Origin of the sequence: Olivibacter domesticus, from assembly GCF_900109575.1 — a bacterium.
Lineage (GTDB): Bacteria > Bacteroidota > Bacteroidia > Sphingobacteriales > Sphingobacteriaceae > Olivibacter > Olivibacter domesticus.
Window position 1 is genome coordinate 425,666 of the sequence record NZ_FOAF01000002.1, and the last position, 25,550, is coordinate 451,215.

The following is a 25,550-nucleotide window of genomic DNA, read 5'->3' on the forward strand; positions in this document are numbered from 1 at the left end:
GATCTGAATTCGATTATTAACAGGTCAGTGAATTTTCAGAAATAATACCCTTTTCAGCATTCATTAAGTTCTGGAGTGTAATATGTGCAATCTCATTTAACGCTTCTGAAGTAAAAAATCCTTGATGTGCGGTAATCAATACATTCGGAAAACTCATAAGTCGCAAAATGTCGTCATCTTCAATAATATTTCCCGACAGATCTCTAAAGAATAATTTCTCCTCCTGATCATATACATCAATTCCTAAAAATCCTACTTTCCTCTTTTTAAGGGCTTCAATAATATCCCGCGTATGAACTAAACCTCCTCTACTGGTATTTATTAACATAACGCCATCCTTCATTAAAGCTAAGCGCTCTTTATTGATTAGATGCAGTGTATCTTTGAGTAACGGGCAATGCAAAGAAATAATATCAGACTCTTGAAGTAACTCTTCCAACTGGATCACATTAATATAATCGGGGTACGATTGAATTACAGGATCATATGCCAACACCTCACAACCAAAGCCATGTATTATTTTACTAAAAGCCAATCCGATTTTCCCTAGACCTATCACGCCTACCTTCTTTCTGTGCAGGTTAAAACCAGTTAAACCCACCAAGGAAAAATTCCCTTCTCTTACCCTATTATAAGCTTTATGTGTTTTTCTATTCAATGTTAGAATCATGGCAACTGCATGCTCTGCAACTGCTTCTGGGGAATAAGCGGGTACACGCATCACCTGTATACCTAGTTCTTTTGCCACTTCCAGATCCACTTGATTAAAACCAGCGCAACGTAGTACAAGTGTTTTGATTCCAATATTCAATAAAGCCTGCAATACCTTTGCATCTGCCTGGTCATTCACAAAAATACAAACAGCCTCACAGCCTTCTGCTAATTTTACGGTGAATAGATTTAAATCTATATCAAGATATAAAAACTCATGACCATATTCCTCGTTTACCTTATCAAATGAAAAACGGTCGTACGATTGAGCACTATACATTGCTACTTTCATGTTTGCACTTTTACTAGTCCATATCAACCCCTGAATATAGCAATTTTGACGTTAGTTTCTGCGATACATAGAAAAAAATCAGTAAATGGAGAATTAAACATTTATTGCCGTTGCTTGTAGCATAAAATTGTGAAGATCTATATTCTTAACAAAAGGTTTTAAATTTTCTCTTCCTGCCCCAAACATGGCCAGTTCTACAAAATCTGCCGAATGGTCCATTGCTCCCCAGCCCACGGAAAGATGCTTTTCCTGAATCTGAGCAAGTAATTTAAACGGTAATTTCCGCGGGTTATACAGTCCGTCACCATCCAATGTCTTATAATGACTTAACAAGGCACTAGCTTCCTCTTTGGCAATAACATAATGTTGTGCAAATTCAATACGTTCAATCAATTGATCGGGTGTATAGGCTTGGTCCACCCCATTTAATATCCAATTATTTGTATGTTTAAATTGCTGAATGCGATCAAAATTCTTATTAGCGTGTTCGCCATAAAACAAACCCGGGTTTGCATTTCCATGATCCGTTGTAATAATGACCAAAGTTTCCTTATCTTCCGCTGCAAAAGCGATCGCTTCTCCTATCGCATCATCAAAAGCTAATTGATCATAAATCAAGCCCCCAGCATCGTTAGCATGTGCAGCCCAATCCACTTTACCTCCTTCAACTTGTAGTACGAATCCGCTTTTATTTTTCTTCAATTGCTGAATCGCTGTCTTTGTCATTTCGGCCAAACTTGGTGTCGTTTCTTTTAATTGCACATCCGTTTCCCTATCGAGTGCATAAGGCAATCCATCTTCATAAAAAACGCCCAAAATCGGTTTTTGAAGGTCGCTTGAAATAGCTAACAGTTCTCCCCTATTTCGAATAACTTCAAAACCACCCTGCTTAAACTTTGCCAACAGATCCTGTTTATCCCTCCGCTTATCAGCACTAAAAAATTCAAGTCCGCCCCCCATCATTACATCAAAACGTAAATCAAAATATTGAAGCGCAATGCCGGGCTGATCAGAACGTTTATTGCTATTTACACAGAAACCCGCTGGGGTAGCGTGTGTGATGGGCACTGTCGTCACGCAGCCTACGGCTTTACCTGCTGCCTTAAACTTTTGTAGAATAGGCTTATTATACGTTCCATCTTCGTTTACATTTAAAGATCCATTACTCACGCGAACACCACCGCCCCAGGAAGAGCTTGCCGCGGCTGAGTCGGTGATCAGCGAACTAGCTGAAGCCGTATCCATTAAGGCTCTGCTAGCTAAATTCTGCTCATATAAGGATAGCCAATTACTTTGCTTTCCTTCCTTTCTAAAGCGTAAAAGACTTGCCATGTTTAAGGTACCGGTACTCATCCCATCACTTACCATAAAAATAATATTCTTGGCCCCGCCTGCTGGGCTAGATACAATATTACTTGAACGACGGCGGGCTATGGATTCAAATGGAGATAGTAAGGAAGCACCAAGGGCTGTGAAAGCCGTATTTCTAAAAAATTCTCTGCGTCTCATGCACGATGTATTATTGATATATTAAATTTTTGCAATTAGCAAATATAATATCTCCGCCTCAATTGCAACTAAGATTCATTTTAATTTTATGTTAACAATCGCTCCTTCTTTAGAGAAGATTACATATATTCCGGAAAATCGTCCTTCCAATGTTTGTTATTCCATTCCTTAGCTTCTTCATCTGTGAGTAAGCACGCTTCGAGGTCATTCAAATAAGTTTGTTTATCCAAATATTGTCCTATGAATACTAATTCGTTCTGCCGATCTCCCCATTGTTTACTCCATCTGTTTTCTATTTCTTCTTTAAAATCGTGGTAATAGGAATATTGAATTCTTTCTTCATAAGGCATGCTGCACCACCAGGTGCCGGCATTTTCTATTCGCAGGCTCCCGCCAGCCTGACTAAAATTTATAGCTTTGTCCGGTCTGGAAGCCATCCAAAACAGTCCTTTTGCCCGTATGATATTATTCGGGTAATGCTGGTTTAAAAATGTATGCCAGCGCTCAGGATGGAAAGGTTTCTGGGAGGTAAAGACAAAAGAAGAAATTCCATATTCTTCCGTTTCGGGTGTATGTTCGTTTTCCAGCTCTTTTTGCCATCCAGCGGTTGAAGAAGCCTTCTCAAAATCAAACAGACCGGTATTCAAAATATGCGTTATATCAATCCCACCAAAATGTGACCTTATTATATGGGCATCGGGATTTAATTTCTTCAGCGCTGCTTCCAATGTCCCGATCGTTTCATCGGCTACCAAATCTGTTTTATTTAAAATAATCACATTAGCAAACTCAATTTGATCTGTTAATAGATTAACAATTGTCCGATGATCTTGCTCATCATCCGTCAAACGCCGATCCAATAAAGTTTCGTTCGTACCAAAATCTTTAAAAAAATTAAAGCAGTCTACTACCGTAACCATCGTATCTATATAACTAAAATTCCCTAAATCAATATGCTGGTTATCATCAACATAACTCCAGGTTTGAGCTACGGGAATGGGTTCAGAAATCCCCGTGCTCTCAATAAGTAAATAATCAAAACGATTTTCTTTTGCTAAGCGTTCTACTTCCACTATTAGATCCTCCCTCAAAGTACAACAGATACAGCCATTACTCATCTCTACGAGTTTTTCTTCTGTACGCGATAGTACATTTTCTCTGCTTACCATTTGCGCATCGATATTTACCTCGCTCATATCATTTACAATAACGGCTACTTTTAAATTTTGCTTATTGTGCAAAACATGATTTAACAAGGTGGTTTTTCCAGCCCCTAAAAACCCACTTAACACAGTAACAGGAAGTTTTTTTGTCGACATTTCTATGCTCCTTTTTCTATTGTTTCTAACCAAGCAACTATGTTTTGATAGTGTCTCGAACCATATAATCTTATAAATGCTGTTGTTTCAGTATGCGCTTTCTGTCTATAAATAGCCAAACGCTGCCTTGCGAATGCTGGAGAAAGCGTTATACCACATTTTACAGTGATGCAATCACGCCATGTTTCAAAGTCTTGTGGAATCATCTTTAATGCAATTTAGTTGCAAACTTAAAAATAAGATAATATATTTGCAACATAATTGCATTAATAAATATTCACTTGAGTAAAACACACATATATATTATGAAAACCAGCTTTTTGTCCAAATTAGATCAAATTGGGTTTACCGCCTCCGCGCTTTGTGCCGTGCATTGTGCGCTAATGCCCTTTGTTATTACCCTTCTTCCATTAATTGGCTTAGAGTTTTTATCAAGCCCATGGGTTGAGATCGCTGTTATTTCTCTTTCAGTTGTGGTGGGTATTAGCTCCCTTATTCCCTCTTACCTCAAATTTCATCGCAAGTGTGGCCCTATTCTCTTATTAGTATTAGGCTTCATACTTATTTTTGGGACGCATTTATTAGGTTTTCATGATATGGAACCTGTTTTAGTTCCATTAGGAGGCTTAACCATTGCTGCAGCGCATTTTATCAATTGGAAATTAACCAGAGCACATCGTCACAGCTGCTACACTTCATCTGAAAATAAATAGCTACGATGATTGACGTCCGTGAAATAAAAACCAATACATTGTCTCATAGCTATAAAAATGGTCACACCATTACGTTCCAACCCTTTATCTTAAAGCAAGGACAGCCTTGTTTAATAACTGGGAAATCGGGAAGTGGCAAGACCACCCTGCTCCACCTATTATGTGGCTTGCTAAGACCGCAAAGGGGTGCCGTGCACATTTTTGGAACAGCTATTTACCAGCTTCCCAATAGAGCGCTTGATCATTTTCGAGGCACGTCCATTGGTATAATATTTCAGAAACCGCATCTTTTGCCAAGCCTCACGGTACAAGAAAATCTAACATTGGCGCAAATGCTTGCTGGTTTAAAGAAGGATACAGCGCGCCAACATGATCTCTTAAACAAACTAGGTATATTGGAGAAAGCGAATAGTTATCCAGTTCAGCTTAGCCAGGGACAAGCGCAACGCGTAGCGATTGCAAGAGCACTTATTAACCGTCCAAAACTATTGGTGGCAGACGAGCCCACATCTTCATTAGACGACAGCAATGCCGAAAGCGTATTAAATTTATTGATAACCCAAACAGTAGACAATGAAACGTCGCTTATTATAGCAACTCATGATCAGCGAATTAAGAGTAGAATATCAACCCTTTATCAGCTTTAACAAAATGACATTATTCTATTTGGTTAGAAAAAACGTAAGCCATCATTTGTCTTCTTGTGTATTGAGTATCATCCTTTGTTCATTGGGTATAGCTACCTTATGTCTTATTTTATTAGTTAGTACACAATTAAATGAGCAACTTGAAAAGAAAAGCAGGCATATTGATTTAGTTGTAGGGGCAAAGGGTAGTCCGCTGCAATTAATACTCAACAGTGTCTATCATGTAGATAATCCGACAGGAAATATCTCCTTAAAGGAGGCTCATCAACTGTCTAAGAATCCATTTGTAAAAATGGCCGTTCCTCTTGCTATGGGCGATAATTATCAAGGTTATAGAATCATAGGAACGGATAGCAATTTTCTAAAATTATATCAAGTAACGGTTGCTACAGGTCGCTGGTTTACAAAAGATTTTGAGATAGTGATCGGCGCATCCGTCGCTCGAAAAGCCGGTCTTCAGATTGGTGACAAAATAATCAGTGCTCATGGATTAAGCAGCAGCGAGGACCTACACGAGACACATCCTTATTGGGTAGTCGGCATTTTAGGCGACAGCAAGAATATTCCTGATAATTTATTACTTACAAAGCTCACCAGCATATGGCATATGCATGATCATATGCAACATGAAGGTCATGCAGGGGAAGAAGATCCGCTTCACCTAATAGCTCCTTCGGAAGGTGAAGAAGAGATTACAAGTCTGCTAATACAATATAAAAATCCAGCAGCCATAGCGGCATTTCCCCAAATGGTTAATAAAAAAACGAACCTTCAGGCTGCATCACCGGCAATTGAAAGTAGTCGGATTTTTAGTTTACTTGGAATAGGGTTTGATTCCTTACAAATACTTTCCTATCTATTAATGGTCATGGCCGGCGGCGGAATTTTCATAAACCTACTTAACAACTTAAAGAACAGAAAATATGAGCTAGCTATTATGCGAACAATGGGTGCATCGCGCATGAAAGTATTTATGCTTACGATAATAGAAGGAACATATATAACATTTATAGGAACTATAATAGGTCTTCTACTTGCGCATCTAGCGCTGTTTTTTATTACAATTTATAGTAATAATGAAATGGTACATCCATTTTATTTCATTAGGCAGGAATTACTTATTATGTTAATAGGTTGTTTAGTTGGCTTCATAGCAGCAATGGTACCTGCCATGAAATCTTATTCGACTCAGCTGTCTGAAACACTAGCTAAATAAAAAACGGTGCCGCATGAAAGGTTTTCGTATCCAACTTAAAAAAATAAATATGAACTGCCATGTTTAAATATTTACAGAAATCCTTTCTATTAGTGGTTTTGCTATTATCCTTTTCCTATCAGGTAAAGTCACAGCTGATCCAGAACACTATTCCCGATCATAAACCAATGATGACGGCCATTTGGGAAAAATTTGATCTTCTCATGTATAAGGTTATCACTATGCCAGACGGCACAAAAACGTACACGCCTCATTTCCCACAAGAATTGAAAGCCCTTGATAATAAAAATGTCACACTACCTGGCTACATGATTCCCCTAAAGGTAGGTAGGGATCATCATACGTTTATGTTATCCGTTTTACCGGTCATGCAATGCATGTTTTGCGGGCAAAATGGCATTCCACCACTTGTACAAATTGTGATGAGAAAAGGGAAAGTAAGATTTACAGATGAACCCTTCAAAATTAATGGCACTATACATCTAAACCAAGATCCCGACAAAGGTGCTGAGATTCAGCTTTTAGATGCATCCCTTTCGCAATAAATAAGTTTATTTTATTGCGCGGATTTTAGCAACCAGCATACTGATCACTACACCGAAAACACCTATTACTGCGTAAGAATATCGTAGACTTGCGAGTTCTGCTATATAACCTATCAAAGGCGGCCCCATTAAAAAGCCTAAATAGCTTACGCTAGACACCATTGCCAACGCTATGCCTGGAGCTACTTTAGCATTTCTACCAGCAACACTATAGACCGTCGGCACCACCGTAGCCACTCCTAAGCCAACCAGCATAAATGCTAAAACGGCTGTAACAACATAGGGAAATATTACTGCTATAAACATACCCAGTGAAATGAGAACTCCACTTACCTGCAACACGGTCTTCCTACCTAATCTGGCAATCAAACGATCTCCAATAAATCTTCCAGAAGCCATCATGATCATAAAAGAAGCATAACCAAGCGGTACCAAAGCATGTGGTGCTTTCACAATATCTTTAAAATATACACCACTCCAATCAAACATAGCTCCCTCTGTTGCCATGCTGCAAAAGCCTATCACACCTAATTGTATCAACGCTCCTTCAGGTTTCGAAAATAATTTTCGTTTGGTAGTACTGGTAGGGCCTACTCCCGCAATTAAATACTTATTATTTATGACTATACTGATCCATACAAGTCCGGCGATAATCCAAAAATGCAGATAGGGATTAACATGCAGATTAATCATTAAAAGACCTACAAGCGCACCGGTGAAGCCAGCAATGCTCCACGCGCCGTGAAAAGAAGACATAATGGGTTTATCAAATAAGTTTTCAGCAGCGACACCTTGTGTGTTTACCGCTATATTGCACATATTCCCTATTATACCAAAGAGGAATAGCGCGGCTCCTAGATGCCAGCCCTTAGTAGCTAAACCTAAATTTGTTAATGCAATTACATATAATGCTGCTGCAACGATCAGGACTTTTTTACTTCCAAATTTTGTCACTAAGCTGCCCGACAATGCCATTGTCACTAATTGTCCGAGAGGAAGCGCAAATAAGAGACTTCCCAACTGACCGTCTGAAAGGTTTAATGCTGTTTTTATGTCAGGTATGCGGGATGCCCATGAAGCAAATGCCAGTCCTTGGCAAAAATAAAACAATGCTACAGCTAAACGTACCCTATTACGATCATGAACTACAGCGGGCGGAGTATAACTTTCCACAATATGGCCTACGATTAAATTTTTGTTACAAAGTTCTCAAAAAGAATTTACATATAAAGGTAGATTATAAAATAAAAAGACCGCCTAGCATACATATACACTAGGCGGTCAAAAACTTTTACAACGAAATTCCTATAGATCTGTAATGGGTTTGTAAGTCGGTACCAGTGCCTTCATTACTATCCATCCAACAATATAACAAACGGCACAGACCGAAAAAATGATAAAGTATCCCGCCTCAATTCCATGAAATCCCATAAAAGACATGTCCGTTTCCTTACTGTAATCAAATAACATTCCTGAGCACTTGTTAATGAAGAAAGATCCAATTCCGCCCGCCATACCGCCGATTCCGGTGATGGTAGCGATAGCCTTTTTAGGGAACATGTCTCCAACAGTAGTAAAAATATTGGCCGACCACGCTTGATGCGCTGCTCCGGCAATACCTATAATAAGCACCGGCCACCAATAGCTGATATGGCCGAGTGGCTGTGCAAATAATGCTAATAAGGGGAAAAAAGCAAATATTAACATAGAACGCATACGACCTGCGTAAGGATTCATTCCCTTCTTATCTACAAAATATGTGGGTAACCATCCTCCAATGATCGAAAGAAGCGTAATCAAATAAAGCACAAAAAGAGGCAACGCGCTGTCTGTAGAATCCATTCCATAAACCGAACTTAGGTAAGCAGGTGTCCAGAAAAGAAAGAACCACCAAACGCCATCCGTCATAAATTTACCAAAAGCAAAAGCCCAGGTTTGATTATATTTAAAACATTGCACAAAAGAAACTTTCGTAGTTGTTTCCTCTTTGTAATCCACAAGTTTTCTATCATTTATCAAATCTTGCTGAATATAAGCAAGCTCCTCCTTACCTACTCTAGGATGTACCTCGGGCTTATGATAAATAAAAATCCAAAAACCCATCCATAGAAAACCCAATGCACCTATGATGATAAAAGACATTTCCCAACCGTAGGCTGCCGCAATAAAAGGTATTGTAACAGGAGCAGCAAGAGCTCCTACGGTTGCCCCTGCATTGAAAATACTGGTAGCAAAAGCTCTATCTTTCTTTGGAAAGTATTCTGCAGTCGCTTTAATGGCAGCTGGAAAATTACCTGCTTCACCAAGCGCCAAGACGAAACGAGCAAAAATAAAAAGCGCTACACTTACCGTTATAATGTTGGCGGTATTATCAACCATTGCTATTGACTCCTTCGCTCCTTCAAACCCAACTAACCAATTACCTGTCAGCAAACCAGCCGTAGCAATACCACAAAAGGCATGTAAGCAAGCGCCAATAGACCAGATACCTATTGCCCAAAGAAATCCCTTTTTAGTATCGAGCCAATCAACAAATCTACCTGCAAATAAAAGCGAAATGGCATAAAAAATGGAAAATAAAGCGGTGATATTACCATAATCGTTGTTGGTCCAATGAAACTCCGGGGCAATAAAATCATTCCATGTTAAGGATAGGACTTGCCTATCCAAATAATTGATTGTAGTAGCAAAAAAAAGCAAGGAACAGATTGTCCATCTGTATTTACCAATAGTTTGTTTTTGGTTCATTATTTTTGGTTATATCATTTAATTAGGTTAATTTGAAAACGTTTGCACATCTCCATAGATAATTTAAATTCACCTTTGAAATACAATGATATCAATTTTTAATCAATTTACCTTATTATTCTTATTTAAAGTCAAAAAGCAGACGGAGTCGTCTGCTTTTTGAAAGCTTATTTCGGCCAGTTAAAATAGGCGCTAGCATTATTATAACAGATATCTTGGATCACTTTGCCTATCCAAGGTAGATTGTCTGGCAGTTCTCCTTTTTCAATTTCTTCACCAAAAAGGTTACATAAGATACGTCGGAAGTACTCATGTCTTGGATAGGATAAAAAGCTTCTGGAATCTGTCAACATCCCGACAAAATTGCTGATCAATCCCATATTAGACAAGGCATTCATTTGCCTAATCATACCATCTTTTTGATCTAGAAACCACCAGCCCGATCCAAATTGAATTTTCCCTGAAGACGACCCATCATTAAAATTACCGATCATCGTGGCTATCAATTCGTTATCAGATGGGTTTAAATTATATAATATTGTTTTAGCTAGTTTATCCTGGCTATCTAACTTATCTAAAAAACCTGCTAAGGCTTTGCCCTGTGAAAAATCACCAATAGAATCCCAACCAGTATCTGGGCCAAGCTTTTGCATCATCCTGGAATTATTATTGCGAAGTGCCCCTAGATGATATTGTTGTACCCACCCCTTTTCATGGTCCCATTCAGCAAAATAAGTCAACATAGCCGATCGGAACTGGTTATGTTCTTCGTCAGAAATCAATTTGCCTTCCAAAGCACTGGAAAAGGTTGTTCGTATATCCTCTAAACGGTACGAATCATTATAAATTTTTTCTAATCCGTGATCGGATACGCAACAACCATTTTCGGCAAAATAATCGTGCCTTGATTTTAAAGCATGCAAATAATCATCAAAATTTTGAATACTTATTTTCGACACCTCCTCTAGCTTTCTAACATAACTTTTGAATTTTGAGAGTATTGATAAGTTCATTGCATTATCTGGTCGAAAGGCAGGTAACACTTTGATCTCAAAACCTTCACTTTTTAGTTGTTGATGATATATAAGCGAATCTGTTGGATCATCTGTTGTGCAAACAATCTTTACATTCATTTTCCTTAAAAGATTACGAACACTATAAGCAGGATCTTTAAGGAGTGCATTACATTGATCATAAATCCTATCTGCTGTTTCGGGACTCAATATTTCATTAATACCGAAATAACGCTTCAACTCTAAATGCGTCCAATGATATAGCGGATTCCTTAATGTATAAGGTACTGTTTCAGCCCATTTTAAGAATTTTTCGCGGTCACTTTTCTCTCCCGTACAATAACTTTCATCAACACCATTCGTACGCATAGCACGCCATTTATAATGATCGCCATATAGCCAAACCTGCGTTATATTGTCAAATTGTGCATCTTCCGCAATTTGTTGTGGAGATAGATGACAGTGATAATCAATAATTGGCATTTGCACAGCATAATCATGATATAAGGACTGTGCAGTGGTACTTTCTAATAAAAAATTTTTATCTAAAAACGGTTTCATTCTTCTAATTATTTGTTTAATGGCTTTTTTATTTTTCTCTCGGTTTGCCCCAAAAGGAACAAAACCGAGGAAGATAGTGACGAGCTCCTATGAACACCTTCGAAAACAAACAAAAGGTGAATAACTCATGACTTCATAATTCTCGCTAAAAAGTTTTCCCTTAGCCATAATATGCAGCCGCTTCGCTTCCTCATATTATTCTCTCATCCCCTAAAAACTTTTTTTAACACACATCCGCCAGTGGTCGGACAAGTTCTTATGAGGTCGGTCTTGCTAGCGTAGTGTGATAATATCTCTTCTTGATAAATTAGTTGTTAACACCTCATAACTCGCAACTAACAACTAACAACTCACCATTACAAAGACACTCCCCTCTTCCATGGAATAAAATCGTCCTGATTAAGTTGGACAGCTTTGGGTATCACTTCTCCGCTGGCGGCTCGTATACAATATTCTAAAATATCTTCTCCCATTTGTTCGATCGTTTTCTCTCCAGCGATAATAGGTCCGCAGTCTATATCGATTATATCAGCCATACGCGAGGCTAACTGTGAATTTGTAGCAACTTTTATTACTGGGCAAACGGGGTTTCCTGTCGGCGTACCTAAACCGGTTGTAAACAAGATAAGTGTAGCACCACTCGCAGCCTTTCCCGTAGTTGCCTCTACATCGTTGCCCGGTGTACAAACTAAATTAAGTCCTGGTTTTACGGCTGGCTCGGTGTAATCCAATACATCCTCCACGGGCGCTGTTCCTCCTTTCTTCGCTGCCCCATTACTTTTTATGGCGTCTGTAATCAATCCGTCTTTGATATTTCCGGGAGATGGATTCATATGAAATCCAGAGCCTGCATTTTCGGCAGCTTCACTATAAGCTGTCATCAATTCAATGAATTTTTTAGCGGCCGCTTCATCTTTCGTGCGATCTATCAAATTCTGTTCAGCACCGCAAAGCTCCGGAAACTCCGCCAACAGCACCTTTCCTCCGAGCGCCACGAGCAAATCCGAACAATAACCTACTGCTGGATTGGCAGAGATACCACTAAAGCCATCGCTTCCACCACATTTAACGCCCAATGTTAGTTTAGTTAGGGAAGCTGGTTTACGGGTAAGCTTGTTGGCCTCTACTAGGCCGAGAAAAGTCTGTTTAATTGCGTCGGTAATCATATCCTCTTCACTTTTTGACTGTTGCTGTTCAAAAATATGCAAGGGTTTATCGAATGTTGGATTACGTTCTTTTAAATCCCGAAGAAAATCTTGCACCTGCAAGTTCTGACATCCTAAACTCAACACCGTTACACCGGCTACATTTGGATGATCAGCATAGGCTGCAAGCAATTTACTAAGTACAGCAGCATCTTGCCGAATACCTCCGCAACCACCTTGATGATTTAAAAACTTAATCCCATCCACATTTTCAAATAGACGATCAGTGGGCACCAGGGATTCTTGCACATGCAGATCTAACGCCTCGATATCACCACTATTCTTGTACCACTCGCGTAAAAGTTTCGCCTTTTGCTTATACTTGTCGGTCACCGCATAGCCCAACTCATTGTGTAAGGCCTCTCTAATGACATCTAAATTTCTATTCTCGCAAAATACGGTTGGAATAAACAACCAATAATTTGCGGTGCCTACCGTTCCATTAGTTCTATGATAACCTAAAAAGGTACGATCAATAAACCGAGATACATCAGGCGGTTGCCACTTATATTGAGATGGGCGGTAGGTATAAGGTGCTGCCGCATGCTTTAAATTCTCGGTGCTCATGCGTTCACCTACCTGTACATCATACTGTACTTTTCCCACCAACGTTCCATACATAAAAACCTCCTCTCCTCGCTTTAAAGGGACTAGATAGAATTTATGTTTTGCAGGTATATCCTCCTTCAACACATAAACCTGCTCTTTATAATGAATATGTTCACCTTTCTGAAGGTCTTGTAAGGCTACCAATACATTATCATGTGGATGTATTTTTAAAACGCGCGCTCCCATCTTCTTTTTATAACTTAAACTGACTGAATTTCTTTATTATTTACAACCTCGCTAATAACATCCAATGCCTCTTTATTCATTAATGCATGCAAGTATTTTTTCACTTCACTTCCGAATGTTGGTAACGTTGACAAATTAACGTTCCACAAACGTTGGTTTTTTAACACATCATCTACCACTTGCTCAGGGGACTGCCTATTCCAAAGATTTTCAAAGATTTCTGCCGACTCATCATTAATGGCATAATAACCTCTATTGTTAACATAACCTTTGTAAGTATTATCGATACTCTTTTTCCCCTTCATAAAGAGCAAATAAGCGGCAAAACCTAACGCCATATACTGCGAAGAAGCATTATGACCTTTATAGTATCCTTTTAAGAGGGCAACATTTCGCATTTCCATCTTAGAAGTATAATTTAGGGTAATATTAATCCATTTATGATCTAAGGATTTATTACGGAATCTATCTAACACTTTTCCGGCAAAGACATCCGCCTCTTCTTTGGATATTTGGGAACCAACAACTGTAGGAACAATTTCCTGCATTAATAAATTAGTAATAAAATGCTCCATTAACGGATTAGCCATAGCCTCTTTAACGGTTTCAAAACCTGCGAGAACGGCAAGTCCACAGGTAAACGTATGTGTGCCGTTCAATAGACGTAATTTGAGCTCTTTAAACTTACTTATGTCGCCTGTGATAACTAAACCCTCGTCAATCGTACTAAATGACAACACTTCTTTCACATAAGGGTCTTTCGCCTCAATAGCCCACAGGCGGAAAGGCTCAGCCATAATCATAAGCTCATCTTTATAGCCCAATTTTTTTTCCATGGATTGATGTTCCTCATAAGGCAGTTTCCCTGGAACAATACGGTCGACCAGCGAATTACAAAAATAATTCGCATCATTAAGCCAGCTTATGAATTTTTCTTCCGAAAGATGTTCGCTTGCTAATTGAAGCAGAATGTTTTTCAACTTTAATCCGTTATCGGATATAAGTTCGGTAGGTACCACCACCAACCCTGATGCCTTACTCCCTTCAAAATGTTTAAAACGTGCATATAAAAATGCAAGTAATTTCCCGGGGAAGGATGCAGGTGGCTGTGCTAAAATATTATCATTTTTATCATATACAATCCCTACCTCTGTTGTATTGGAGATAACAACCTTCATTTCAGGATCTAGCGCATATTGCATAATATCATGCCAATTGTCTTGCGCGGAAAGAACCTCTTTGATAGATGAATTCAATAGGTATTCCTCTACGTCTTTTCCATCCTCTATTCCTTTTACACAAAGCGTATATAAACCGTCCTGTTCATTAAAACTGTCTGTTTTACCCGTACTGGTTGATTTCACCACTACAATCCTTCCATTGAAAATACCAGCTCTATTGGCTTTATCAATGAAATAATCAGGTAATCCTCTAAGTAATACACCTGTGCCGAACTGTATCACCTTGACAGGTAACTCGTTCCAATTGGCTACAGGCCCTAGAACTTCTGCGGGTAACGAACCCGTTTGCAAAAATTTGTTATTTAAACGTTCCATTCGTATGCTGGTCTTATTTTTATCTATTACAATCAAGTGCAGGCCTAAATTCCAACTCCCCGTCCCATAGTATCGCTAACACTAATACCATGTCATTGTTATTCTTTAACTACCTAACTATTTCCCTACTCAACGATTTTACTAATTCACTAATCACTTAAGCAGCCACTTTACCCAATCATGAGCGGCTGGATAATTCTGAAAATCAGCAGGCAATTTTCGCCCATCTAAATATTCATTATATATCCAGGGGTCGCCGAGCGCAAAAATCTTACCCATACCGTATTTAGCAGTTGCCATTACATTTATATTGTTTACACCCAAAACAGGTATTGCGGGCGCATATACAGTAAGTGAGCTTATTTCTTTCAGGTATAATTTATACGGTTTACTAAATATATCGTTCCCTTGCGGAACAGAGACTGCCCCCTGTTCATAGTTATTGTTTTTTACAAGCAAGTTGTTGTCCTCCTTAAAATGAATTCCAAAGCGGTTTGCCAGTAGGTTGAAATGTTTAAATTCTGCATTTCCTGCGTCATTACCTAATAAAACTAAGGTTCCACCTTTTTTCACCCAACTCATGATCGCCTCAATTTCTGGTTCTTGTATATAAGATGGATTATCCGTTTCTTTTTCCGTATCTGGATCAACAATGATGTAGACATTCGCTTTACGTAGGTTTTCTTTGGTTGGCTTCGTATTTAGCGAATCCGTTTGAGCGCCATAGGACTGGAAAATATAGCCTAATAAAGAATACCCGCCATTATCCTGTTCTTCCCATGTATAATGATAGCGTTCCTGTTGTCCCAGCAAATTTTTTCTCTTTTCATTATTGTAATAGTAATCCAGTACTACCTTTTTTCCCTTAGCAAATTTGAGGTTCGGCAACATCTCCATTTCTACCGCGCATTGAATAAAAGCGCCTATACCTTTAGGGTCGTTCTGTATAACAGGTTCGCTCATATAGTATTCAAAACTACCGTCGCGATATGGGGTTCCGCCCAATCCAGATACCTTAACAGTACCGTTAAGGTTAACACGTCCTTGACTATCTTCCTCAATAAATTCTTTCAGAATACCTTTATAACCACTCTCAGCGTTTTTTAAAAATTTGGAAGGTAAATAACCTAAGCGGACTCCTTTAGCCAGGGTATAAACAAGCATCGATGATGCAGACGCTTCCGGATAGTTTCCTTTCTTCTCTGGCATATCGGTAACCTGATACCACAATCCATTAGGCTGCTGTACCTTTGTCACCGCATCAGCATAGCGATTTAAGATGGCAATAATGGAATCTCTTCCGGCATGATTTTTCGGAAAATAATCCAATACATCCACGAGGGCCATTCCATACCATCCAAGAGCACGACTCCAGAAATTAGGTGATCTCCCTGTGTTTTTATCCGCCCATTTTTGCTCCTTAGATTCGTCCCAGCCATGATATAATAAACCTGTTTTTTCATCTCTGGTATTCTTTTCAATCAATATAAATTGTTTACTGATATCATCAAATGCTTCGGGCTCATTAAATAGTTTGGCATATTCAGCATAAAAAGGTTGGCCCATATATAATCCATCTAGCCAAACTTGATGTGTGTAGATTTTTTTATGCCAGAAGCTCCCTTGCTTCGTGCGCGGATGTGTATCAAGCTGCTTCCTTAGATGTTGAACTGCTTTTAGGTACTTTTCTTTTCCAGTTACCTGATATAGAAATAGCAGGATCTTTCCATTATTAATGAAATCGATGTTATAATCATCCATTTTATAGGCGTTAATAGTCCCATCTTCCTGTACATAATGGTCCATTTTATGCTGGATATAATCGAAGTATTGTTTATCTGCGGTATTTTTCCAAACCCCTTCTACCCCTTTTAAAATTACCCCCAAGTCATAGCTCCATTTAGCTTCCTGACCTTTATCAAGCGTAAATGCATCTGGCCATGAACGCATCGCCGTTTGCGTCATTAGCTCACTGTATTTTTTTTCCTGTGCCAGTGCCTGTAAACTAATTAGGAAAGAACCGGTAATTAAAATATTTTTTAGTATTCTGTTCATTTGATCGTTACTTAAATGTAATGGTGTTTTTACTAGCGCCAAAGTCGGCCTTAACTGGTTCTTTCACGCGCTCTATATTTGTATTTCTTATACTAACAGCACCCATCCTATCACCTTGCACATGCAGCAGATTCGCTACCTTATCAAAAACAAGGTTGTCGATTTCAATGTTTTTACTATTTAACAAATAAGCGAGCGATTTCTGTTTTCTTGTGGATAAGCTAATATCTTTCAACTTAATGCTGCTTGCTTCTTGAATATCAATACCTTCATCGGCATTTATCTTAAGTTTGGTAAGTTCGATATTTCTAATAGGCATTTCCGGCAAACCTCTTATAAACAGCGCTTTAGCCGCACCTTCACAAATTACATTATTTATATAAAAGTTTTTAAATTGGGGAGTTGCTTCGGTTACCGGTAACATTTCCACTTTAGGTGGTTCACGATGTTCTCCTGTTAGTGCAATAGGATCCTTTGCCTCATAATACATATCAAAAAGAATCGCTTCTCCGGGTATATCTTTCATATAAATATTATTGATATAGACATTTTCTACAACGCCCCCCCTACCTCTCGTGGTTTTAAAACGTAACCCGATATCTGTACCGATAAATGTACAATTATCAACATATAAATTCTTTGCCCCCCCACTCATCTCGCTTCCTACTACAAAACCGCCATGTGCATGATAAACGGTGCAATTTCTCACCCATAAATCTTGTGTCGGCATTGCCCGTTCTCGACCTGCCTCATTTCTTCCACTTTTGATGCATATGGCATCGTCACCCACGTCAAATGTGCTATGCTCCAATAATACATTTTGGCATGATTCAATATCAATTCCATCACCATTTTGAGAGTACCAAGGATTGCGTACATTAATATTCCGAACAGTAATATCACGGCTCATTAACGGATGGATATTCCAAGCTGGTGAGTTCTGAAATGTCACACCTTCCAATAAAATACGCTGACATTTTTCAAGCAATATCAAGTTCGGTCTTAAATAATCTTTGACTCCTTGATAGAATTGTTCATTCTTTCCTTTCTCCACAAGCCCAGGGTCTTTAAAAGAAGCACCTTTCAATGAGCTTTCAGAAGGATACCAAATATCTTTCTTCTCATTTAAAACGCCACCGGAAGCAAGAAGTTTTTGCCATTGCGTTTCCGTCATCTTAGCTTTTTTTACCATTCGCCAAGCATCACCATTTCCATCAATAATCCCTTTTCCGGTAATGGCTATATTTTGTTGTTCAAAGGCCCATATAGGAGATTGGTTTCGCATCTGTGGGATACCCTCCCAACTTGTTTTCACTAATGGATATTGCGTAAAATCTTTCGTAAAAAGCAGCAATGCATTCGCTGCTAAATGTAGATTAACATTACTTTTTAATACGATAGGACCCGAAAGCCATACGCCTGCAGGTATCAACACCACACCGCCTCCTTTCGTATGAATATCATCAATGGCTTTATTAATGCTTTTCGTATTCAGCTGATGCCCTCCTGAAACAGCACCTAATGTTTCTATGGAAACGGTATCTTGTTTAAAAGTTGGTATTGGAATAGCTGCTTGCGGGGCAATTGATGCATTTTGCGCAGAAGCTGAAAAGGCAGATATTAATAGTAAAAGTGATGTGCTTAGTATCTTATTCATTCGTATCATCAAGGTATTAAATTGGGATAAGCCTTTGCAATTGTAAGGCTCTCCATGAATGTTTTCAAACATTTGTACGTATTTATTTGCGCAATCGTTATCGGTAACGATTGCGCTATTCACTATTGCGCTTGATAGCCGGGATTTTGCTGAATTTCCGCTTCGTTTAAGTCAATTGCATCCTGTGGTATTGGCCTTAAAATTTTATCTCTTCCATCCAACCCTCTAAAGGCTTGGTCTACACCAATCTTTTTAATATCATAATTATATCTGCCACAGAACTCTTTGAGCTTGCCTGTTCTTCTAAGTTCCGGCCATCTTAAGTATTCACCGGCAAATTCTTTGGCACTTTCAATAAGGTAAGCGTTCAAAGCTTCGCTTTGATTAGCGGAAGCAGCAATATTCATCGTAGGCGATAAACGCGTTCCATCTTTTGTATTACCTGGTCTATCTAAAACAGCCTGCACATAATTTGCAGCGGTAGCAAAATCATTCAATCCGATACTGGCTTCGGCATATATAAAATAAGTTTCTGCCAATCGGGCCAGCACTACATCTCTTACACTGGCTGTTTGTTGAAAGATAGTACGTGTAGATGGGCTATCAAACTTTTTGATAACCGGAGTGCTCATATCCGCATCATAAAATTCTCGGTAAGCCTCTTCATTGTATTTAAAGGGGTAATAGCGGAAATTGCTCGCTATTTGTCCTTGACGTTGAGCCGCCCATGCAATCGAATCTGTACGGGTGTATTCCCTTCCCCATACCCTCGGGTAGTAAGCCCTTATAAGAATTTTAGTTTTATCTTTACTCGCATCATAGTAGTCAAAGTATTGATCATAGATGGTCAACATAAAAGTGGCATCATATCTTGCATCTTTCTCATCATAAAAATTATGCAAATTCCATGAGGGATATAATTGTGCACTCATATATTTATGGTTCAACTCAGAACCTCCTAAATACGGTCCGAAAATACCTTGCTGATTATTACCATCCGTACTGGACGCGATTGACTGTAGATCATATTGCACGGCAAAAATAAACTCATCATTATTTTCATTAGTAGGACTCCAAAGTTGCTCAAATGGAATGCTTATCGTTTTGCCGTTAATCGCGGCCAGTGCATAACTTTTTGCTTTTTCAAAATCTCCGCTTTGCTTGAGATCCCATCCCCTAGTTAAATAAACCTTGGCTAAATAATGATTCACCACCGTTTTATTTACGCGAGCACGCCCATCCCCAACCAGCGGAAGAGCTGCTTCCATTTCACTTATAATAAAGGCATAACAATCTTCTAAACTACTTCTTGGCATATTAAGTTGCGCTTCAAAAGTAGCCTGCTGATTAATATAAACACCCCCAAATTGTTCAACCAAGAGAAAGTGGTAAAAGGCTCTTAAAAACCGGAGTTCAGCAAGATATATAGATTTCTTATCTGCCGCTATTTCTGCGATATCGCTGTAAAAAACCCCCATATTAATAGTTTGGATAGCCTTATAACAATTCTGATAATAGGTCTTTACATAGGAATCAGTAGCATATAATTGTTCATACTCTTGAATTGAACGGTCGCCATTCCCTCTAGCTCGTTGATACATATCTGTACCTGCCACCAATAGCCAGGGCGTTAATCTAAAGGTTTCCCGTAACGACGAATAAGAGGCTGTTATCAAGGTTTCATACCCCGCTTCGGTCTTATAAAACTCTTCATTTGAAATCCCACCTTTATTATCCTCTTCCAAAAATTTCTTGCATCCGCTTAGCGATATTATAAGAAACAATAATATTAAAATTCGGTTCATGATCAATAATTATTTAGATATCTAATAATCAACTAAAACTTAAGATTTACACCTAATTGGTAAGTAATCGTACTCGGGCCATTACCTTCCTGCAGTGATGTTGTAGCATATTCCGGATCCCAACCGTCATACTTGGTAAAGGTGAAAGGGTTGAGTACATTTAAATAAACGCGTAACTGACTGATTTTGGCTTTAGATAACAGCTTCGCTGGCAACGTATATCCCAAAATAATGTTCCTTATTTTCACAAAAGAGGCATCGGTATATTGGCCATTATTACCATAATATGGACCAGCGTTGTTGATTGCAGGATATTTAGCATCCTCATTACCTGCTGCAGGAGACCAGGTAGCTGAAGGTGAGCCATCGGCTTTTGTTCCCCAATTATTCCAATCATAACGATCAACACCAGCAGGTACGAAATAGTCAAATCCGATTTTCGGCCGCCCTCTTTGGGTATTACCAGGCCCGAATTCCTCTAAAAATCGATCTTGTACAAAGATTCCCTGCCGGGTGAATATGTCGACCGATAAATCCCAATTTTTGTAATTAAAAGTGGAACGTAAATTGGCCGTCCAGTTTGGATTTGGACTTCCCAAAATTGTACGGTCATCTGCCGCCGTAATAACACCATCGTTATTGATATCCTGCACGCGTGCTTGCCCCGGTTGTTGCCCCCAGGCCGCGGCTTCTTGTGTTTCATTAGATTTCCAAACACCAATTACCCGATAATCGTAAACAACTTCAATAGGCTGTCCAATGAATCGTTTCTCGCCCATCACATCTTCTTTTCTGCCATACAGCGATTCAATGGCATTTTTATTATGGGCAAAATTCAAAGAAGTTGTCCACTGAAAATTTGGTGTGCGGATATTGGTTGAATTTAAAGCAATTTCAATACCTCGATTACTCACTGAACCAATATTATCTGTCATGGAAGCAACGCCCGACTCGATTGCTAATGACCTACTCATCAGCAATCCATCCGACAGCTTATCGTATATATCTACCGATCCATAAAGTCTTTGGTTGAAAAATCCAAAATCAAGGCCAAAATTTAATTCACGTGTTTTTTCCCAAGTAATTACTGGATTAACGGGATAGCCCGGTCTTAACCCGGAAACGGCACTCCCGTCTCCATAATCATACCATATCAGCTCATCTGTAATAGGCGTTTGAAGAGATCCGTAAGGATTAATACCATTGTTATTGCCTGAATAACCAAAACTAAAACGTGCTTTTAAATCGGAGAGCCAGTCAGCTTTCATAAACTCTTCTTCTGATAAACGCCAACCCAATGCGAAGGAAGGGAAGGAGGCCCATTTATCTGCCAATTTAGAGCTTCCATCGTAACGGATGGTTCCAGTAACTAGGTATTTCCCTTTATAGTCATAGTTTACGCGTGCAGCATAAGAAATCAAGCCTGACTCATTATAGGAAGATAATGAATTTTCGCTATCTAGTTTACCAGTAAAAATATTATACCATGCTGAATTATAGGGTAGATTTTGTGAAGCTGCCTGGATGCTTTCAAATCTTGTTTTATAAAAACTATTGATAAAGGTAGCATTTAGGTGGTGATCTTGATTAAATGTTTTGGTATAGGTTATTTGATTATCCCAGGTATATTCTAAACTCTCATTATTTTGCTGATAGGCTTCACTTTGGTTTCTGTTTCCCGGTACGACGCCATAATAGTGACCTATTCGCTCTCGTGTAAACCTGGGCATAATAGTGCTCTTAATCGCTAGGCCCTCAAATGGCGTAACTTGAGCATAGAAACTACCTAAAACATCGTATCGTCGGTCTTCCTGATTACCACTATTAATTTCGTTTAAAGGGTTTGGCGAGCTGGTAAAATTCCCACTACCTTGGATAGAAGTAGCAATACCGGGCTGTTCAATTAAATTACCGTTTTCATCATGCGCCTTAAGTATTACCGGCATCCGCATAATATCCCGGTATCCATATTGACTACCCTGATTATTCACAGTATGAGACAAATTTATTGTTCCACCTGCAGAAAAGTATTTGGAGCCTCTATGGTCAATACTCAGCTTCATATTATAACGTTTCAAGTTTTCGCTGATAAAGTTGCCTTGCTCATTTTGATAGCCGATACCTAGATTATAAGCCAGATCACTTGAACTTCCGCCGATATTAACAAAGTGGTTTTGCTGGTGACCATCCTGCGTGCCTAAAGCTAACCAATCTTCATAATCTTCGTTATACAAGCGTTGCTCTAATAATGGGCTTCTTTGTAAAACGGAATTTTTATTTGCTGTTGTTAGTTCATATTGTTGTAAGTTGGTATTGTACGTGTAGTAGGCAGAAGTCCTAAAATCCACCCATTCTCTTCCATCCATAAAATCTGGGAGACGGGCTAGTTTTCGGATACCGTAAAAGCCGTCATAGCTCACTGACATTCGAGAACCATGGTTACTACCTGCATTTTTCGTACGCACAATTACCACCCCATTTGACCCTCGCGACCCATAAATGGCAGTGGAAGAAGCATCTCTCAATACGTCGATTTGTTCGATATCTGCAGGATTTAGAAAGTTAATATCCCCCATAACCACTCCATCCACCACATATAGCGGGCTTCCTCCGGCTAAAGAATTTTGCCCTCTAATCTGAATATTAAAACCTCCTCCAGGTTTGGTAGAATTAGAACTGATATCTACCCCTGGTACCGACCCTTGTAAAGCAGCCATCGCGGAAGTGGTTCCTCTGGCTTTCAAGGTCTCCGATGTTACAGATCCAACGGCTCCCGTAAGATCTCCCTTTTTCATCGTGCCATATCCTACAACTACCACTTCATCCAGCCCCTGCGCATCCTCCTCCAGTATAATATTCAGCTGCTGCTGATTGCTAAGAGGTACCTCTTGTGTCTTATAACCAATGGAGGTTATAACAAGTAATTGATTTTCCAGATTTGGGATCTTAAGATTAAAATTGCCCGACTCATTTGTGCTGGTAGTGGTGTTTGTTCCCTTTAACATCACCGTTACTCCCGGTAGGGGTTCTTTGGAAGCATTAGAAATCCTTCCAGAAATTTGCCGTGTTTGTGCTTTCAATGAAAAGGTGCATAGGAGCAGCACAAAAAGCATCCATAATTTTTTGGCCATAGTTGGTTACAGTTAGTTGAAAATCGGTTTATTGCTTGGTTCAGTACTAAAAATATTTACTATTCAAAGCACAAGTGTCAATAATACATATATAGATGCGGATTATAAATACAAATCACTGTAAAAAACTACGCAATCGTTTCCGAAAATGGTTAAACAAGAGTCAATCGGAATTCTTGTGGAGAGACAAGATGAATTATTGAAACATGAAGAGAGAATGGGGGAATAAATTGAGGTTAACAAATAAAAAGAGACTGCCCTTTTGAGACAGTCTCCGTATTAACAAAGCATGTTTATGTTACTATTTTCCTACCTAACGATTCAACTATTTAACAAATCAACTATTTCCCCATTTAACGATTTAACTATTTAACAAATTCACCTACTCAACTATTTACTATTGATATCCTGGATTTTGTGTAAACTCACTTTTATTTGTTACTGCATCCAATTGATTTTGAGGGATGGGACGCAATAAATGATAGTCTCTAAAATAGGTATTCGCGTGCGGATTATACTTCTGTAGGTTTTCTTTCAATTTACCAGTACGCTTTAAATCAAACCATCTAAGTTGCTCACCTGCAAACTCCCGGGCACGTTCTTCCAGTATAAAATCTAATGTTACATCCGAGGCTAGTATGTCCATTTCTTGTTTGTGCCCTTCGTTTGCGGCACGTTCTCGAATAGCATTCAGGTATGTCGCAGCTTCTATAGTATTCCCTAATTTAAAATCAGCTTCTGCTACAATCAGATACATTTCCGCCAAGCGGATCACAAAGGCGTTTCTTACACTTTGTGCTTCATTTACACTACTTCTGGTATTGTCCATGAATTTCTTCATAGAAATATAACGCAACCTGTTCTTCGATGATCCATCCGTATTATATATATCATTGTCATCATAAATGGTGTAATTCTTCGTAGCACGTTCTGCGGCAGGTACTGCGTACTTTGAAATGAAAACGGCGGTATCCCCCACATTCATTCCTGGAGGTCTTGATGAGGCATTCGGTTGATTGCAAAGCCACACCTGTTGAAAAGACGCATCAAATCGGCTGTCAATTTGCTCATTAAAGAGATAAAGTAAATACCTGGATGGCTGATAGCGGTTAAAAGGTCTGCCATATTCCAAACTCCGTATCAAACCAGGCTGATCGTCATACTTCATAATAAATAATAGGTGTGCGCTATTAGATCCTCTATTATCGCCATCAGGATAAACATTATCATCCTGTTTATCGTTATCATTTAAATTAGCAGAATAATTGACGGCATATACTACTTCACTATTTTGCTGATTATCCATTTTCCATAAATCCGCATAATTGGGAAGCAGTGAAAACCCATAATTATCAATCACCTTCTTCGCCAGCGAAGCGGCTTCGTCATTCATTCCACGGGTTAAATAAATCCGAGCTAGAAATGCCTCTGCGGCAGGCGTCGTAACTCTTCCATATTCCGTTGTTGTAGGAGCTAAATTTTCAATGGCAAACTTCAGATCATCAATTATTAGTGTATAGATGTTCTCGACACTTGTTTTGTTGGCTTCCGTAATAACACCCTTTGTTTCCTCTGTTGTTAGGTGTATATCACCCCAGGTCTCTACAATATGGTAATAATAAAATGCACGTAAAAAACGGAACTCGGCCGTCCGTTGCACCTGCAAGGCTTCATCCATCCCTGAATTACCTACTCTTGCAATCCCTGCATTACAAACATTAATGGCCTTATAAAAATTAGACCAAACTTCCTGTAAGGCACCATTGGTAGCTTGTAAATTCTGATAGGTCGTTAAATCCGGATAAACATCCCCTGCCCCATTCGTCCATAAATCTGTGCCCGTCTCACCCATATTAAATCCTCTTTCCTTTCCATACCACCACCGCTGATAACTATAAGCAGCATTAACCAAGGTTTCAAATCCCTTGGGTGTAGTATAGAGTGTTTCGTCTGTAATACCACTTAAATTTTCTTCATCCAATACTTTTTTACAGGATGTTAAATTTGTCGCCAAGAGTACAGTTAAAAATAGAATTGCTTTATATTTAGTTGGAAATTTCATGATCTGCCTG

At 39.0% G+C, this 25,550-nt stretch carries 18 protein-coding genes; 4 read left to right on the forward strand and 14 right to left on the reverse strand.

Annotation, left to right across the window (positions count from 1 at the left end; all coding sequences use genetic code 11):
- Positions 1-16: 16 nt before the first annotated feature.
- The 4 genes from BMY50_RS12415 to BMY50_RS12430 all read right to left on the reverse strand — a co-directional run bounded on the left by BMY50_RS12415 (position 17) and on the right by BMY50_RS12430 (position 4,037).
- Positions 17-1,003 carry a 2-hydroxyacid dehydrogenase gene (locus BMY50_RS12415; RefSeq protein WP_093324680.1) on the reverse strand — a complete coding sequence of 329 codons (987 nt, stop codon included), beginning with the start codon at positions 1,001-1,003 and terminating at the stop codon, positions 17-19.
- A gap of 93 nt (positions 1,004-1,096) precedes the next feature.
- Positions 1,097-2,512, reverse strand: a complete 1,416-nt coding sequence (locus BMY50_RS12420) for an alkaline phosphatase (RefSeq protein ID WP_093324684.1) — start codon at positions 2,510-2,512, stop codon at positions 1,097-1,099.
- A 119-nt stretch (positions 2,513-2,631) separates the two neighbouring features.
- On the reverse strand, positions 2,632-3,831 hold the full coding sequence (locus BMY50_RS12425; protein WP_093324687.1) for a GTP-binding protein: 1,200 nt from the start codon (positions 3,829-3,831) through the stop codon (positions 2,632-2,634).
- Between the two features lie 2 nt (positions 3,832-3,833).
- Complete coding sequence (locus BMY50_RS12430; RefSeq protein WP_093324690.1) at positions 3,834-4,037, reverse strand: hypothetical protein; 204 nt, start codon at positions 4,035-4,037, stop codon at positions 3,834-3,836.
- Positions 4,038-4,136: 99 nt separating this feature from the next.
- Between BMY50_RS12430 and BMY50_RS12435 the strand changes: the two genes are divergently transcribed.
- From BMY50_RS12435 to BMY50_RS12450, 4 genes are read left to right on the forward strand one after another with little or no spacing between them, the layout of a single operon-like run.
- A complete protein-coding gene (locus tag BMY50_RS12435; RefSeq protein ID WP_093324693.1) occupies positions 4,137-4,544 on the forward strand; it encodes a MerC domain-containing protein in 408 nt (135 codons plus the stop codon).
- A 5-nt stretch (positions 4,545-4,549) separates the two neighbouring features.
- The gene (locus BMY50_RS12440; protein WP_093324696.1) at positions 4,550-5,191 is read left to right on the forward strand and encodes an ABC transporter ATP-binding protein; all 642 of its coding nucleotides are present in this window, start codon (positions 4,550-4,552) and stop codon (positions 5,189-5,191) included.
- Positions 5,192-5,195: 4 nt separating this feature from the next.
- On the forward strand, positions 5,196-6,407 hold the full coding sequence (locus BMY50_RS12445) for an ABC transporter permease (protein WP_093325786.1): 1,212 nt from the start codon (positions 5,196-5,198) through the stop codon (positions 6,405-6,407).
- 59 nt (positions 6,408-6,466) lie between these two features.
- The gene (locus BMY50_RS12450; protein ID WP_093324700.1) at positions 6,467-6,952 is read left to right on the forward strand and encodes a hypothetical protein; all 486 of its coding nucleotides are present in this window, start codon (positions 6,467-6,469) and stop codon (positions 6,950-6,952) included.
- Between the two features lie 6 nt (positions 6,953-6,958).
- Here BMY50_RS12450 and BMY50_RS12455 read toward each other — a convergent pair whose 3' ends face one another.
- The 10 genes from BMY50_RS12455 to BMY50_RS12500 form a co-directional block, all read right to left on the reverse strand.
- A complete protein-coding gene (locus BMY50_RS12455; RefSeq protein ID WP_093324703.1) occupies positions 6,959-8,125 on the reverse strand; it encodes an MFS transporter in 1,167 nt (388 codons plus the stop codon).
- A gap of 132 nt (positions 8,126-8,257) precedes the next feature.
- Positions 8,258-9,700: an MFS transporter gene (locus tag BMY50_RS12460; RefSeq protein WP_093324706.1), complete on the reverse strand. Its 1,443-nt coding sequence runs from the start codon at positions 9,698-9,700 to the stop codon at positions 8,258-8,260.
- Between the two features lie 167 nt (positions 9,701-9,867).
- Entirely contained in the window at positions 9,868-11,274 is a 1,407-nt protein-coding gene (uxaC, locus tag BMY50_RS12465) for a glucuronate isomerase (protein ID WP_093324709.1), read from the reverse strand.
- Between the two features lie 356 nt (positions 11,275-11,630).
- Positions 11,631-13,274 (reverse strand): UxaA family hydrolase, encoded by a 1,644-nt coding sequence (locus tag BMY50_RS12470; RefSeq protein WP_093324712.1) that lies wholly within the window; start codon positions 13,272-13,274, stop codon positions 11,631-11,633.
- 14 nt (positions 13,275-13,288) lie between these two features.
- On the reverse strand, positions 13,289-14,830 hold the full coding sequence (locus tag BMY50_RS12475; protein ID WP_202907827.1) for a tagaturonate reductase: 1,542 nt from the start codon (positions 14,828-14,830) through the stop codon (positions 13,289-13,291).
- A 153-nt stretch (positions 14,831-14,983) separates the two neighbouring features.
- The gene (locus BMY50_RS12480) at positions 14,984-16,885 is read right to left on the reverse strand and encodes a glycoside hydrolase family 88/105 protein (protein ID WP_093324715.1); all 1,902 of its coding nucleotides are present in this window, start codon (positions 16,883-16,885) and stop codon (positions 14,984-14,986) included.
- A 7-nt stretch (positions 16,886-16,892) separates the two neighbouring features.
- On the reverse strand, positions 16,893-18,542 hold the full coding sequence (locus BMY50_RS12485; protein WP_093325792.1) for a glycoside hydrolase family 28 protein: 1,650 nt from the start codon (positions 18,540-18,542) through the stop codon (positions 16,893-16,895).
- Between the two features lie 122 nt (positions 18,543-18,664).
- Entirely contained in the window at positions 18,665-20,347 is a 1,683-nt protein-coding gene (locus BMY50_RS12490) for a RagB/SusD family nutrient uptake outer membrane protein (RefSeq protein ID WP_093324718.1), read from the reverse strand.
- Positions 20,348-20,379: 32 nt separating this feature from the next.
- Positions 20,380-23,478, reverse strand: coding sequence for a SusC/RagA family TonB-linked outer membrane protein (locus BMY50_RS12495; RefSeq protein ID WP_093324721.1), 3,099 nt, complete (start codon positions 23,476-23,478; stop codon positions 20,380-20,382).
- 397 nt (positions 23,479-23,875) lie between these two features.
- Positions 23,876-25,540, reverse strand: coding sequence for a RagB/SusD family nutrient uptake outer membrane protein (locus BMY50_RS12500; RefSeq protein WP_093324725.1), 1,665 nt, complete (start codon positions 25,538-25,540; stop codon positions 23,876-23,878).
- Positions 25,541-25,550: the final 10 nt, after the last annotated feature.